General features: G+C 36.1%; 12 protein-coding genes and 3 pseudogenes. 6 read left to right on the forward strand and 9 right to left on the reverse strand.

Annotated elements, in window-relative coordinates:
• Window positions 1-289: 289 nt before the first annotated feature.
• Window positions 290-1,840, forward strand: coding sequence for a phosphoethanolamine transferase (locus VY86_RS16615; RefSeq protein ID WP_046975787.1), 1,551 nt, complete (start codon window positions 290-292; stop codon window positions 1,838-1,840).
• 127 nt (window positions 1,841-1,967) lie between these two features.
• Here VY86_RS16615 and VY86_RS16620 read toward each other — a convergent pair.
• From VY86_RS16620 to VY86_RS16630, 3 genes and pseudogenes are all read right to left on the reverse strand, one after another.
• Window positions 1,968-2,623 (reverse strand): annotated as a pseudogene (locus VY86_RS16620) (IS1595 family transposase).
• Between the two features lie 79 nt (window positions 2,624-2,702).
• Window positions 2,703-3,473, reverse strand: coding sequence for a glycosyltransferase family 2 protein (locus tag VY86_RS16625; RefSeq protein ID WP_036840104.1), 771 nt, complete (start codon window positions 3,471-3,473; stop codon window positions 2,703-2,705).
• 328 nt (window positions 3,474-3,801) lie between these two features.
• Entirely contained in the window at window positions 3,802-4,746 is a 945-nt protein-coding gene (locus VY86_RS16630; protein WP_046975788.1) for a glycosyltransferase family 2 protein, read from the reverse strand.
• Between the two features lie 1,153 nt (window positions 4,747-5,899).
• On the opposite strand from VY86_RS16630, the gene VY86_RS24225 reads away from it, so the two are divergent.
• The 4 genes from VY86_RS24225 to VY86_RS23640 all read left to right on the forward strand — a co-directional run bounded on the left by VY86_RS24225 (window position 5,900) and on the right by VY86_RS23640 (window position 9,614).
• Window positions 5,900-6,802, forward strand: coding sequence for a phage tail protein (locus VY86_RS24225; RefSeq protein WP_235184783.1), 903 nt, complete (start codon window positions 5,900-5,902; stop codon window positions 6,800-6,802).
• Window positions 6,802-7,428, forward strand: a complete 627-nt coding sequence (locus VY86_RS16640; RefSeq protein ID WP_021325259.1) for a tail fiber assembly protein — start codon at window positions 6,802-6,804, stop codon at window positions 7,426-7,428. The genes VY86_RS24225 and VY86_RS16640 overlap by 1 nt, the downstream gene beginning before the upstream one ends.
• Before the next feature lie 834 nt (window positions 7,429-8,262).
• Window positions 8,263-8,958: a methyltransferase domain-containing protein gene (locus VY86_RS16645; protein ID WP_023044896.1), complete on the forward strand. Its 696-nt coding sequence runs from the start codon at window positions 8,263-8,265 to the stop codon at window positions 8,956-8,958.
• Window positions 8,959-9,398: 440 nt separating this feature from the next.
• Window positions 9,399-9,614, forward strand: coding sequence for a tail fiber assembly protein (locus VY86_RS23640; protein ID WP_071881041.1), 216 nt, complete (start codon window positions 9,399-9,401; stop codon window positions 9,612-9,614).
• 40 nt (window positions 9,615-9,654) lie between these two features.
• On the opposite strand, the gene VY86_RS16655 is transcribed toward VY86_RS23640, so the two are convergent.
• The 3 genes from VY86_RS16655 to VY86_RS26015 all read right to left on the reverse strand — a co-directional run bounded on the left by VY86_RS16655 (window position 9,655) and on the right by VY86_RS26015 (window position 13,654).
• On the reverse strand, window positions 9,655-10,752 hold the full coding sequence (locus VY86_RS16655) for a glycosyltransferase family 4 protein (protein ID WP_036840099.1): 1,098 nt from the start codon (window positions 10,750-10,752) through the stop codon (window positions 9,655-9,657).
• A 980-nt stretch (window positions 10,753-11,732) separates the two neighbouring features.
• Window positions 11,733-12,359, reverse strand: coding sequence for a tail fiber assembly protein (locus VY86_RS16660; RefSeq protein WP_036840102.1), 627 nt, complete (start codon window positions 12,357-12,359; stop codon window positions 11,733-11,735).
• Window positions 12,359-13,654 carry a phage tail protein gene (locus VY86_RS26015; RefSeq protein ID WP_235184784.1) on the reverse strand — a complete coding sequence of 432 codons (1,296 nt, stop codon included), beginning with the start codon at window positions 13,652-13,654 and terminating at the stop codon, window positions 12,359-12,361. Before VY86_RS26015 ends, VY86_RS16660 begins: the two co-directional genes overlap by 1 nt.
• A 386-nt stretch (window positions 13,655-14,040) precedes the next feature.
• Here VY86_RS26015 and VY86_RS26585 point away from each other — a divergent pair.
• Window positions 14,041-14,109, forward strand: a pseudogene (locus VY86_RS26585) (recombinase family protein); the annotation flags it as partial.
• Window positions 14,110-14,171: 62 nt separating this feature from the next.
• Here the strand turns inward: VY86_RS26585 and VY86_RS16670 are convergent.
• The 3 genes and pseudogenes from VY86_RS16670 to VY86_RS23645 all read right to left on the reverse strand — a co-directional run.
• Window positions 14,172-14,456 carry an addiction module antidote protein gene (locus VY86_RS16670; protein ID WP_036840097.1) on the reverse strand — a complete coding sequence of 95 codons (285 nt, stop codon included), beginning with the start codon at window positions 14,454-14,456 and terminating at the stop codon, window positions 14,172-14,174.
• Window position 14,457: 1 nt separating this feature from the next.
• Complete coding sequence (locus VY86_RS16675; RefSeq protein WP_036840095.1) at window positions 14,458-14,754, reverse strand: type II toxin-antitoxin system RelE/ParE family toxin; 297 nt, start codon at window positions 14,752-14,754, stop codon at window positions 14,458-14,460.
• 119 nt (window positions 14,755-14,873) lie between these two features.
• Window positions 14,874-15,109, reverse strand: a pseudogene (locus VY86_RS23645) (transposase); the annotation flags it as partial.
• Between the last annotated feature and the right edge of the window lie 100 nt (window positions 15,110-15,209).

Here is a 15,209-nt window from a genome sequence, read left to right on the forward strand (position 1 = left end):
ATGGGATTAAATACGGTAAAAATTAGCTATATCCGTACATCTAAGAATTATATTGCTTTATTTCCTTATGTTGGAATACTACTATACAGTAGTATCTCTACATCATCCAATTTGTCCTATGTTAGGAGTTTTCCAATTAAAAATATCAGATTACTCTTATTCACATGACGAAAAATACATAGTATAGTATCGAAAATTTGGCTAGATGAATAAATTGAATCCCAGTTTTTAGCCTTTTGAAATCCGAACTATCTTTTACCACCATTTGATATCCTATTGATATATAAATATGAAATTTATAAAAAACCACCTAATCAAGCTATTGCCAGTTGTTGCACTCTTCATTTTTTGTCTTTTAGCTCATATCGCTATGGGTTATCGTTTAAAAATAGGGTACGTATTCGCTGTATTCTTTATTTTCCTATTGCTAAACAAGGTCACTGCCGTTTATAGAGTCCTTCTTGTCGTTCTTGGCATAACAACTCTCATTTATGCCCCTGTAGGGCTGACATATGGATCACCAAACTTCAACTCAATTCTTTCATTATTCTATACAAATAAACAAGAAGCCAGTGAGTTTATCTCTTCTATTCCAATTGAACATTATCTTTTTAGTGCGCTTATCTTGATATTTTGTTTTTTATCGCTAAAGGTAAGCATTAATTTATATAAAAAGGTTAATGTCTTTCTATTTTCTTTTGCATTAATCACGATAATACACCACCCTTTAAAATCCTTTATACAGGGAAAAGAGTTTAATATCTTTGACTCAGGTCTTCCTGAAATCAGAGTAGTCAAAGATGTTACTATCAACTTTATAAGGGTAAAAAGCGAATACAAAAAAATGCAGGAAATATTGAGAGAGAAAGATACATGGGGAACAGTATCAGCACAGTCCAAATATAACACTTACGTCGTTGTTATTGGGGAAAGTGTACGTAAAGATTTTATGAATGCGTATGGATTCCCGATACACAATACGCCTTTTATGAGCACTGCGAATGGGACACTTTTTACAAATTATATCTCAGCAGGTCCATCAACCCAGATATCATTGGCAAACTCACTAGCAATGGTCAAAGATGGTAAAGAGATTTTAAGTAATAATATTGTTACACTGGCGAAAAAAGCTGGCTTTTATACTTATTGGATATCAAATCAAGGTTCGATGGGGTTATTTGATACTCCGGTTGCCAGTATGGGAGCAAGGGCAGATTCTCCATTGTTTATTAAAAAAGGTGAATCCAGTTCTGGTCTTAACAGAAGTATGCCTGATACAAATGTAATACCCATTGTGAAAAAAGTCCTGGAAGATAAGAAAGAGAAAAAATTAATTGTTATCCATTTAATGGGATCACACTCTCCTGCTTGTACCCGAACAAATTATGAATACAAAGTGTTTTTTAAGTCAGAGCAGGTTTCTTGCTATATACAGAGTATTGAAAATACTGATAACTTACTGTCAATAATTACTGATGAAGTACAGAAAAATGAGAAGAATTGGTCTTTGATGTATTTTGCTGATCATGGAGTGTCTTTCTTTGAGAGAGATACTAAGAAAATGAGACTTGCTCATAACGATAAATACAAGCAGAACTATCAGGTTCCTATGTTTATTACTTCTTACGACGATACATCACGGAAATTTATTAATTCTCAACGAAGTTCAATGAATTTTTTAACGCTATTTTCAGAATGGACAGGTATTAAAGAGCCTACAATATCTGAAAATTGTAAAATGTTGTCTAATGAAATATGTGAAAACCAAGATGATGTTTTGAATTTTAGTAATAACATCATGAAATACAGTTCATTACCAGAAGATAAAATTCCCAAATGAATTTCATGCTACGAAGAATACAAACAGAATTTGTGTTGAACCTGATTTTTAGATAAAACTAACAGGTAATAGTGATAAGGTTAGACTAATTTATGAAAGCTAAATTAGGGGCTGTCCTAGATAACGATCATAATTTCCCCTTAACTATTTGTTTTAGAATATATAATTGGTCTTTTACACCCGGAGTGTTAAATCTCCACTCACATTCCTTGAGAAAGAGCTCAAAATGTTCCTTTGGTATACCATTAAATTTACGCATATGACGTTTGGCCTGGTTGCAAAAATTCTCTATCCCATTGATATAGTTTTGACTATTTTTAGCGTCTACAAACTCCGTGCTATGGTTGATTCGATAGTGTTTAAAATCGGACACGTCCAGCACATCATAGCTGGCAAAATTGTCTGTATAGACCAGGCTGTCAGGCTTAATTTTCGCCGTGATTATCGGCATCAAGGTATCAGATTTAGCGTTAGGTATTAAGCGGGTGTAGACCTTACCACCCCCGCTTGAAAAGCCCGAAAACAGGGACTTTTCCGGCTGAACCCCGCGTTTTCCCTTACGTTTACTCCCGAAATAGCTTTCGTCTATCTCGAATTCACCTTCAAACATAGAGTGTTCATCGACATAATCAGCGATAAGGACTCTGAGGCGGTGGAGATAGTAAGCTGAAGTCGTTTTGTTGACACCACAACTGACTCTGCCGCAGTACGAGCTGTAGCCCCTGCCACAAAGAGCTCCTGAAGACGTTTTTGCTTGTATTGGCTAATCCGACTTTTTCTCATTTGGATATCCTAGATCAAATTACTTATCTAGGACAGCCCCAAATTATTTACTAATACTCATAAACAAAATAGACATTAATTAAAATCCTTTAATCAAATACATTAAAATGCACCCTGTAATTACACCAAAAGTAAAATACTTTATCTTTCGTCTATTTTTGATTTTTCTTTGCTTTATCTCTTCATCTGTTTTTATATGATCATCCCAACCAATATGCCTAACTGCACTTTTATCCAAAATAACTGTATATTTACCTATTTCAGCATATTTCTTTGATAGCGTCATCTCCGTGTCACCAGCTAGATTGTATGGCATGAATAACTCATAATCTGATTTTCTTCTAAGGCCTGGATTAAAACTAAACCCTCTCCATTTGGGATCATTACTTTCCAGAGTAGAAAAACAAACTCCTTCTAATTCTCTGAAATTACTAGGGTAATGGAATGGATAATGAAGTATCACATCCTCTTTCAAATCCCTAAGCCATACTTGAAGTATGTTTTCATCAGATCTCAAAATAACGAAAGAATCTTCGATAAATTTATCTCGATAGAAAAGCCAATCGTCTTCACAATGGAATATATAGTCAGTTTTTACTTTACTATATGCCAGATCAATTGATTTAATCTGTCCTAGATTAGGATTATTTAAAATAATTTCACAATGTGGTAACCAGTGCTGAGGTATAACAGAATAAATAGATTTGTCTCCAGAATCTTCTGTTATTACAACCTCTTTTATAGGATAAGAATTATACTTATCAAATGACTCAATGGTTTGCTTTAATAAATCAAACCGACCACAACTTGTAATAACCAGGGTAACATCACTTGAATCAGAAAAAAACATAATATTTACTCATCGATTTCTATAAAATCACTATTATTTAGCATAGTAACAAAAAAATCACTACACTCATAGTATTATAACAAATGGTTTCATTTTAAGGCCTTTTTAACCTTTTAGCAAAAGATAATATACAACTCTTCGTGTATTCTCACATAGTGCTTATGGCTCATCTGCTTTACCCATAGACGAATAAATATTTCCTATGAAATTGCATATAATTTTATAAAAAACAATCTTATTCTTTGGATACTGAATAATTCCTATCTATTATGCAATATTTTCTTTAATAAGAGAAAATGCGGGTACGGATTTTTTCACCTTTGAAATTCTATTTCTTTTTTATCTTCATAAATTTTCTTTTAAAACTAAATCTAACGTTATAGTCCAATATAAATCTTAATGTAGACAAGCTATTTATTATCTTGTAAATAGAATCAGAATATTCCTTTGATAATTTATCCCCATACTTATAGATAAGCTCTATAGCATGGCAAGCTGTAAGATTCCTAAATTTTCTCCCGAAAGTTTTATCAGTTATTAAGATAACCTCTGCCATTATATTTACTTTAACTTCATTAATGGAATTAGACAGACTTCCCTCTCTTTTTACGTAGTTATAGTACTTCATTTCAGTATAGTGAATATTATTACACTTGATCAATAACAAAGGGAATAACAATGCATCTTCATAACAAGGAGCTTCAGGGAAATTATTTCCATGAAACAGTTCTTTCCTAAAAAATTTCCCTATTAGATGAGCTTGATATTTTTTATGAATTAAAAATTCTTTTATTGCTGTATTTCTGTGAAGTTCTACCGAAGAAAGTAATTTTGATTTTTCCATTATATCTGAATCTTTTCTAACTTCATTTAACCTACTGATAAATATATCTGGTTTATTATACTCTAAGAAATCTAAAATTTCTCTCATAGAGAAGTCAGATAAAAAGTCATCACCATCAACGAATGTTATATACTCTCCATTGCTTATTTCTACCGCATATTTTTTTACTTTACCTGCGTTTCTAAACTCCTTTCTTATATAAATAAAGGACTCATTCTCCTCAGAGAATTTTTTTAAGATTGATGAAGTCGAATCAGAAGAACTATCATCTATCAGCAAAACTTCATATTCTTCAGGATCGCATTGAGATAAAGCATGTTTTATGGTGCTTACACATTTGAAAATTAGTTTTTCTAGGTTATGCGCAGCTACTGCGATTGATAATCTCTTTGGAACACAACCATGAGTATCATTAGTTTTAGTCATCATATAGATAATCACCTTTTACTACTTTTTTACAATTGCCAATGAATTAACCAGTGATAACTAAGTTAACGAGCCAACTGATATGTTGTAGTTAGTAAAAAAATTCTATTAGCATTATTCATAAAAAGGAGTGATTTTCATCGGAAAACCACAAGTCCCTGAGCATTCCGTTATCAACGGCAATAATACACGTATCATAGCTGGGTATGGCTGATACTATGTTATACATATCAATATGACTTAACAGATTTTACATTTTCTTATGCCCGCTTCTTGATTGGCTATACTATAGTTAATCGCAATATCTTTTACCATTCTGTTCGTATCCTAAAACTATATGAGTTAAAAGGAAAAGTAAACAGTCTGATTAGATAGCTTTTTATAAGCTTCATACTTCTATACCAATAACATATTCATGCAACGGTAAAAAGTCATTTAGCTTTTAAATAGAAGCTGAAATTCAATATCTACATCCATTTGAGCCATTTGCGAGTAACATACAACATATTTTTCATCATGTGAATCAAAATAATATAATATTTTTATAAACCTGAATACTTCGATTATAGGATAACTAACATAGCATAGAAATATCACTGTGATTTTCAAGTATAAATAAACTCATGCTATACCATACGTTAATCAATTATAGTGGCGAGATAAAGCCACTTAAAATGATAAGTCATGATGTAAAACTACTTCAACATCGAAGAACGTCAGTTTATCTAAAACAAGGCATTACAATCTCATTATTATCCTCAGCGATTTTCGTGAAGTACCAGAAGGTATCGGTTATGGTATTTATAGCTAGATCACAAAACAGGGAGTAGAGCATCAATACACAGGATTTTAATGTCGGCTTATCATCCTAAGTATTGAGAATATTGTGGGTCCCATGATGTAAGAAAGTGGGTCATGCGAATATGCTGATTTATTACCCAAAACATGATCGCGATTCAATCACAATGCATAAGTTCTTTCCTAAATCGCCATTTTGGTTATTTCTTGACACGCTGAACCATCCGATTTTTACCATACTAAATCTCGTTTAATGCTTTAAGCAGCTGCCTTGGCAAAGAATGCTGTCAGTTAACGGGTTACAACAAACATTGGTTTGTCGGAAACGGTGAATTTGGCTAAGGGGGCGTATCCCGGTTTGAGATCCGTTAATGAGATCCCTTCTCTTGGATATAACGGCGCGTTCCAAGGTAGAGAATCTATTAATTATGCAAAAGGAGTCAGTATTGGCGATAGCGACTACGGACAGATTTGGGTTAACTCATCGGGTCGGCTATTTGCTCAATTTTCCAATAATAATGGCGCAAAACAGGGAGGTGAATGTGTTTATATGGACGATATTACATCCATTGAGCAAAAAGCTAATAATGCCGTACCGAGCAGCCGGAAAGTGAACGGCAAGGCGTTAACCAGGGATATCAGTTTGAGTGCGGGGGATGTGGGGGCTTTTAATGGATTTATTTTTGTCAACAGTATCCCGACACGTAGTTATGTTGGGGCCTGGGGCGGGTCCGGGAACGGAAGTTCAGGGTGGGTTAAAGGACTTAATATCGGTACGGCGGGTAGTGATGTCGGTCAACTATACATTGATCCCGATGGAAATCTTTATGCATATTTTTTAAATAATCATGACTTTACAAGAGGGGGGGCAGTCAATACTCATCCTGTGGGCTCACCCATCCCGTGGCCGTTACCTAATGCTCCTACTGGTTATTTCACATGCAACGGTCAGTCATTTAATAAATCCATATATCCACAATTGGCCGTAGCTTACCCATCAGGAAAACTGCCTGATTTGCGTGGGGAATTTATCCGTGGTTGGGATGATGGAAGAGGTGTTGATAGTGGTCGCGGGATTTTGTCTTGGCAGGCTGATGAATTTAAATCACATTCACATAGCTATCAAACAATAAATGAACCGGGGACGGGAAGAGCATCGGGGGCCGGAGCAGGGTTTCAAACATTTGAAACAAATAAGACTGGTGGCAACGAAACCCGCCCTCGCAATATCGCATTTAACTACATAGTGAGAGCAGCATAATGACAGAACAAAAGTATTCTTTAGAACCAGAAGTAGCAGTATTGGGCAAAGATGGATTAGCCGAAAAAGCAGGTTGGATAAATGTTTACCACACTAATCAATCAACAAGAGAATTTACAAGCGCAGATATTGAATATCTGATGCTCGGTATCGGTCTATCAGCTGGGGCCTATCCCGATGCGCTAGAACTCCCTAGTTCTCATGATTTGGCGGTTTGGCGCAGTGAAAACGGTAAGTGTTGGGAAACCGTCCCAGACTATCGCGGAAAAATTGCTTACAATAAGCAAACCCGCATACAGCAAGAAATCACAAAAATCGGTGAGCTACCAGAAACACTGACATTTAAACAACCTAAGACCCATTTTGACATATGGAACGGTAAAACGTGGGTTATTAACAAAGACGCTCTGAAAGCAAATCAGATTGAACAGGCAGAGCAGCAACGAGCTACACTGCGCAAACATGCAAATGAAACAGTTATGTTACTGCAACATGCCGTTGATGCTAAACTGGCCTCAGAAGCGGAGAAAACAGCATTATTGAACTGGAAAAAATATTTTGTATTATTGAGCCGTGTTGACACCTCACTAATTCCTGATATCGAATGGCCGGAAAAGCCAGAGTGAGAGTGACGAAATCAGGGCCAAGATGGCCCTGTTCTTGTTTTGGCTGCACAGTGAACCGGTCATGGTCAATAGCCGGAAAGACTATTGTTACTGCTGAAGTAATATAGTCGATCTCAACAAAACAAGGAGCTTCCAGGGAACTACCCAATTATTTAATACTCTATCTAGGATTTCTATAACAGAAACGTATCTATTCATAAAACTAATAGGGAATTTAATTACGTATTCACCTTTCCTACTAAACAAACCCCATTAATAAATAACCTCTGTATCACCACGTTTCTACCATCCATTTATGGATAGTATAGCTGTACTTTTTGTACTTACATTTTCCACTAAGATATCTTATTTCAATTATCTAAGTATTCAGGTTTAATAAAATAATTGAATTATTCTGATTCACATGATGAAGAATACATAGTATGGTATTAACAAATAACTCATCCGGATAGAAATATTGGGTTTTGATTTATATTTCTTTGAAAATTAAACTACTTTTTACTATTACTCGATTTCCTATTGACGCATAGATATGCAGCCTAAAAAGATCATGATAATCAATCAGTTACTATCTATTTCGCTATTTATTTTTTGTCTTTTAGATCATATAACTTTGGGGTGCCGCTTAAAAATAGGTTATGTACTTACTATATTCCCTATTTTCCTGTCGCTAAATAATACTTATAAGATTTTTAGAGTTCTTCTTATCGCTCTTAGTATAGTAGCTCTCATTTACATTTCTACTGGCCTGGTGTATAGCCTGCCGAACTTTAATTCTACTTTCTATTCATATCGGGAATTTTCTCGATATCAATCAGCACTAGGTGTAATCTAATGAAAAATATTCCACGCTCTACCTTAAACGATATCATTGAATGGGATGTTAATAGTTGGTCTAAATGTTTAGGTTTTTGGCTTTCAAAGGGAAAGGTTAATTTAGAAAATGCTCAAGCTTTGGAGATTGGCAGTCGCAATGGTGGTTTGTCATTATGGGCATCACTAAATGGTGCTAGAGTAATTTGCTCAGATCTTGGCGGCCCGAATAAAAAAGCTTACCAAAAACATAGAGATTACAATCTTAGTGATTATATTACATATAAAAACATAAATGCACTAAACATTCCATATGAAAATGAACTGGATATTGTACTTTCTAAATCAGTTATCGGCGGTATAGGGCGCAATAATAATATTGAAAATCAGAAAATAGCCATATCAGAAATATACAAATCTTTAAAGAAAGGAGGAGAATACTGGTTTGCTGAAAACCTATTAGCATCTCCTGCACATAAAATATTAAGATCTAAGTTTATCCAATGGGGAAATGAATGGAAATATATAACAATAAACGATATGAATGAATATTTATATCAATTCTCAAGTGTTGAATATACTACCGTAGGGTTTGTTTCCTGTTTTGGAAGAACAGAAAAACAAAGAAGAGTATTAAATTTTTTTGATAAATTTATATTCTCAGCAATAATTCCTGAAAAATGGAATTATATTATGATTGGAGTGGCTAAAAAATAGAGTTTTTTTCATATAAAGCTTGAGGTTTGAAATGAGGGAAAACATCCCTCATTTATTTTATTCTGGCAATTCCGACCATTAGATAAATAGCTTTCCATAATACCGATACACCTATGCCTTTTATTTTCTTTCTGAACAACATTGGCTCTGTAGCCTATTTCACTGATTCTACGGACCGCTTGGATGAAAAGGCTGTATGTCTTGGTACACAAGGGCTAGTTGGAAGTGGAGCATAATTATGAAAACTTATTTATCATAAACCTAATAAATATCAAAACTATTCAATAGCATTGATTTGATGGAAACAGTGGAATCGGCAAGGGGGCTTATCCCGGTTTGAGGCCCGTTGCTGAACTTACATCAGAAGCAGTGCCAGCTGAAATAAATACTACAGTGGGATGGGTTTTTGACGGTAAAAAATCATCCCGCGCATTTACACGTTGGAAGAGCAACGACAACAGATAGAGGGCCAAAAATCAGAGAAGATGATTGCCGCAAACTTAATTATTCAGCCTTTGCAAGATGCCATTGATTTAGGGATAGCCACCAACGAGGAAAAAACGTTATTACTTTCATGGAAAAGGTATAGAGTGTTACTGAGTCGCATTGATACCTCATTAGTATCAGAAATTAACTGGCCTGAAAAACCAGCGTGAAATAATAACGGCCTGCTCTCCAGGCCGTAAATCTAAAGATTTAGGATTTATAAACTGAACTATAAATATTTATCGTTTCTGAGACCATTTTTCTCACATCAAACTCTTTAATCGCTTTTTCTCTGGCCTTTTCAGACAGCCTTTCTAACTCTTGAGATGATAAACCAGCAATCAGTTTTAAAATCTCATATACTGATGCTTCATTTCCTGCTTTTGTGATCCAGCCATTAACACCATGATCAATGTTTTCTGGTAATCCCCCAAAATCACTGACAATAATAGGTAGACTACAAGCCATCATCTCTCTGCAAGCAAAACTGATAGTTTCACAATTGGTAGATAAAACAAATCCTACAGAAGCATTCTTCATGTAATTAATGATCCTTTTGTCATCATTGATATAACCAGTGAATTCAACATCAACATGATAGAAAGGAATACCGACTAATTTATCGATATCTTTTTGATAAGGAATACGCCCAATGATCTTTATACGAAATTTATCAGATAATGCTTTATCTTTTGCCAGGCATCTTATCAACAAATACCAACCTTTGTGCCCAGCTGTCCCAGCAGAAGAGATAAGCGTTATCTTTCCTTTTTCTGTAATTATACGTTCAATCTTCCATTTGTCAGTATTAACACCATTTTTTATGGTAATAGCTTGTTTGTCAGAGACAAAAGATGAGCATTGGTTTCTGGTGGCGTCACTAACGAAGATGATTTTTTCATTGAATTTTTTCAGCCTGACTCTGGATAACCAAGACACAAAATAATGATTATGTTTCGTATAGATTATCTTACTTTTCAAGCCAAAAAGAACCTTTGCTAGGATAGCGATCTTATTATCAGAAGTTCCATTAGTATGAATAACGTCAATTTTTTGTTTTTTTGCAATACGTGACAAGGTTTTACAGGTTGTTACGAGTTGTTTAACTTTATTGAGTTTGCAGAAAAAATAAAGTGGAACAACATTGTTGAATCCAGAGCTGACAAGTTCTTTGTACAATCTACTTTCTGGTGGGCAAGCAATAAATAGTTTCCCTTTGTTATAATCAAAATATTTAACTATACTCATTATATATGTGGTATGACCACCACCATTTCCTGTATGAAAATTTGTAATCAAAATATTCATGATTCTTGCTTACTCTTACCTTTAATTATCTGTTAAGTTTATGAGCTGTGTCTCATGATCTTGTTACTAAAATTCTTATTTCCCTCTGTTACGTAGTCAGTACCTACAGCAGGAAGCCTATTTCCCTGCTACATTATACTGCACTCTACTTTATCTTTAATTCAACGTAGCCAGGGTTTTAAATATCCAACAGGCTATTTCTTTGCAGTGAAGCCTCTTGGAGTATTATCAGACTCAAGATGCTGTTTGATCAACTGTTGAAAATCTGGGACATATGAATCAATAAACTTCTTGTTTACTGCACCATGTAATTTTAGCATGTTTTGCGTAATCGATAGTTAGGTTACGAAAGGGTATTTAGAGCTTACCTGTTTACAATACTCTGCTTTACCGAGATATCAGCTCATTCTAAATTACGTAATGTAAAAGTATATGATAATCCCTAGGGAAGATTTTGGCTAGATAAAATTGAATTTTGGCTTCTCCTATTTTTTGCAATTTATGGAGTTCTTTTTATTGGTCTCTGCATAATCACTCTTATTTGTGTCCCTGTCAGGCTAACATATGGCCCGCTGGGCTTTAATTCTATTATTTCCCTGTTTTACACAAACAAGAAAGAAACCGATGAGTTTATAACAGCTATCCCTGAGAATTATTATCTATTTCTCTGATCCTCATATTCAGCCTGTTAGTATTAAAATTAAATAGAATAGTTAACCAATAAAAAGTGCTGTCTATGCTCCTAACTGTAAAATGGGGTAAACATCTCAAAATCTGGTTTGATTGAGAATATACACTCAGATGGTGTAATCTACGACCAATTGGTAGAATACTGAGCCTGTAAAGTTAAAGTGATCTGCTTCGGTGAATTACGAAACGGCAGCATAAAGCACAATAGTTGGGAATAATCTCGGAAAAGGCAAATAAAATAGGATGTTTTATTCTTGTCATCGGGCTGCATAAGCAGCCCTTACTTGTCATCATTCTGGCATTTTGGGCCATTCAATATCAGGCGCTAGTGAAGTATCAACACGGCTCAGTAATACCAGATACTTTTTCCAATTCAACAGCTGCACTTTTTCTTCTTCTGAGGCCAATTCAGTCTCGACAGCATATTGTAATAAAGTAGCGGCCTCATTAGCTTGTTGGCAAAGTGTGATTCGTTGCTGTTCAGTCTGTTCAATTTGGCTGGCTTTTAGAGCGTTTTTGTCAGTGACCCACTCTTTACCGGTCCACTTGTCGAAATGAGTTGCGGGTTGTTTGAAGGTCAAGGTTTCTGGTAATTCACCCAGCTCAGTAACTTCTTGTTGTGCGAGGGTTTGCGTGTTGTAAACACTTTTTCCGCGATAGTCTGGGACGGTTTCCCAACACTTTCCATCTTCACTGCTACAAACAGCCAAGTCATCAGACTTCGGCAGCTCTGGCGCATCGGGATAAGCACCCGCTGATAGACTGACGCCGAGCATCAGATATTCAATATCAGTAATTGTAAATTCCCTTGTTGATTGATTTGTGTGATAAACCTTTATCCAGCCTGCTTTCTTAGCTAATCCGTCTTTATCCAATACGGCTACTTCGGGTTCTAAAGAGTATTTTTGTTCTGTCATTATGCTGCTCTCACTATGTAGTTAAAAGCGATGTTACGGGGGCGGGTTTCATTTCCACCGGTCGGTGATGTCGTGCTGTCGATATACAGGAAACTATTATTATCAGTATCTGTAGCATTTGAGCCGACATTGTTGTTATACCCAGCTGGAGTTGCCTCCTTATTGCTAGCCCCGTGGAGACTGTTTACATTTTCGATATAATACCGGTCACGATAGCCGTGTTCATGACTTGCCAATAAATCGTTTTCTGCCGATAACAGTTTGCGACCCGGATTGACACCACGTCCTCCATCCCAACCACGAATAAACTCACCACGCAAATCAGGCAGTGCTCCTGATGGGTAAGCTGCCGCTAATTTAGGGTATATGGATTTATTAAATGCTTGACCGTTGCACGCAAGGTAACCTGATGGGGGATTTGGTTGCGGCCACGGGATGGGTGAACCAACTGGATAGATATCATCTTCTTTTCCAGATAATAAATAAGAGTAAACTTTCCCCTTAACCGCCCCTTTGGGGACTTCTGATAACTCTGCTATCTTCAATAACTGATTAACAGTTGCATTATCTGACACAAAAGCATTTAAAATTATGTTTTGAGCAAAAGGACCAATGAATATGTAAATATCATAGTTATCACCAGATGTATTAACAGTTGCTAAGTCAGTAGGTGCTTGAGTATTAACTGTGTACATCACTGCATTGATTCCGGCTGGCGCTCCATTCCCGGTTCTTAAAACTATATTGGTGATAGCGCATTGCTCAAAACTCCCAACGTTGTACCCTGAACCGCCAACAATATTAATATTGATAGTGCTCATCACTTTCATTGTTACTTCGGCAATTTTTACCCAAGCCGATGTCTGTACCGTCAGACTATTAATATATTGTTTACCTGACAAAGCCCCCACATCCTCAGCAGTAGGCTTATTCAATGTATTATATTGAATAGTCCAAGGTAGGTATTGCTCCGGCCCACCCCATGTCTGTCGCGTCGCAATATCGCCGTGATGCGATATGTACCGCTGCAAAATGACTCCGTTGGCGTTTTGTACATCAAGAATTCCATAGCCGTACATGTTGCCGTCGCGAGGAAAATCAGATACAGACGATGGGTTGGGTACAGCTACTCGATAAAAACCAGTTGATAAATAGTTCTTAAATTTTCCGCCGTTGGCAATTTCGCCGAGTTGATTTGAGCTTATCGCCCCCACATCCCCGGCACTCAAACTGATATCTCCGGTCAACGCCTTACCGTTTACTTTCCGACTACTCGGTACCGCATTATTCGCCAAATTCACCGTTTCCGCTAAACCAATGTTTGTTGTAACCCGTTAACTGACAGCATTCTTTGCCAAGGCAGCCTCTTAAAGCATTAAACGGGATTAAAAATGGTAAAAATCGGATCTATCCGCGTATCAATAAATAACCAAAATGACGATTATAGAGGACAGTATTACAGGTGGTTAAATAATGACCTTTTTTTGTATAAAAAGTAACCAAAATAAATCACATATATTGGTAAACTATGGGGTATTCCAATTCACGGGAAGTGTTATAACTAGAATCAATTAGAAAGTTACCTGGCAGTTGTTGACGTTTCGTGTACATCTTATGGAGCCCAGTTATAAGAGTTTAACCGAATGCCATTGTCCGGCTTACAACCCCTGAAGGCAAAGTGAAGGGTGGGCGCAAGCCCAAAATGACCAGCAGCAAGATCGAATCGGCCAAGAAGCTATTAACCAGCGGCAGAACGCACGTAGTGTGCTTTATATGACCCCAAATATCCGACTTATTGAAAAAACGGGGCAATTAAGCCCCTGTGAAATGTAATTTTAAACCCAACGCTTTCGTTATTTTAAACACTGTATTAAATGTAGGGTTTGCTTCTCCAGAAAGTGCTTTATAAATACCCTCTCTACTCATTCCAACTTGTTTTGATAGCTGGCTGATATTTTTTGCTCTTGCAATATTGCCTAATGCAATAAATAAATATTTAGTATCGTTTTCCTCTATCGCTGCATTTAAATAGGCTTGAATATCTTCATCATCATGTAAAAACTCAACAACATCAAACTCTTTAAGCTCTTTATTCATGTCAAAATCCCCATTCTTTAGCTATTTCTTTTGCTTTTTTGATATCTTGTTGTTGTGTATTTTTATCGCCACCACAAAGCAACAAAACTATTTCATTATTCCTATTAGTAAAATATACCCTGTATCCCTTCCCTTGATGAATTCTTAATTCTGATATTCCATTTCCAACAGGTTCTGCATCTCCGAAATTACCCTCTTTCATTCTATCAATTCTTATAATGATTTTTGCTTTTGCGGTTTTGTCTTTCAAAGATTTTAACCATCTCTCTACTTCGGGTGTTCGATTTACTTTAATCATTTTACCCCTCATTTATTTCTATAATACTGAGTATAATACAGCCTTTTGTGTTGTCAACCGCAGTTAACAGTTTTCTGGGTGTTTCATTTAAAAATTCCTCTCAAAACGCCAACTGCCCCTATGCCTTTATCCCACCACCGGCAAAATCGACGGTGAGTGTTTTTCCAGCCGCCATAATCGGGGGACAAATCTCGCCAAGGTACCCATGTTCGTAAAATCCAAAACACCGCATTGATAAATAATCGATTTTCGTGGGCTTCACGCCCCATGCGCCTTTTCGGCCAGACAAATGAGGTTCAAGTCAGTCCCAAACAGGGTCTGAAATATCATGGCGACGGTGTGAAGGTGTGCTCATTGTCAAACAATTCTATATATGAAATGGACGATGCTCATAGCAGATATTCTTCATGATGACATTATCTAGAGTCTTGTATGTTTTGTTTAGGATTAGACAA

This window comes from Photorhabdus thracensis (assembly GCF_001010285.1).
Lineage (GTDB): Bacteria > Pseudomonadota > Gammaproteobacteria > Enterobacterales > Enterobacteriaceae > Photorhabdus > Photorhabdus temperata.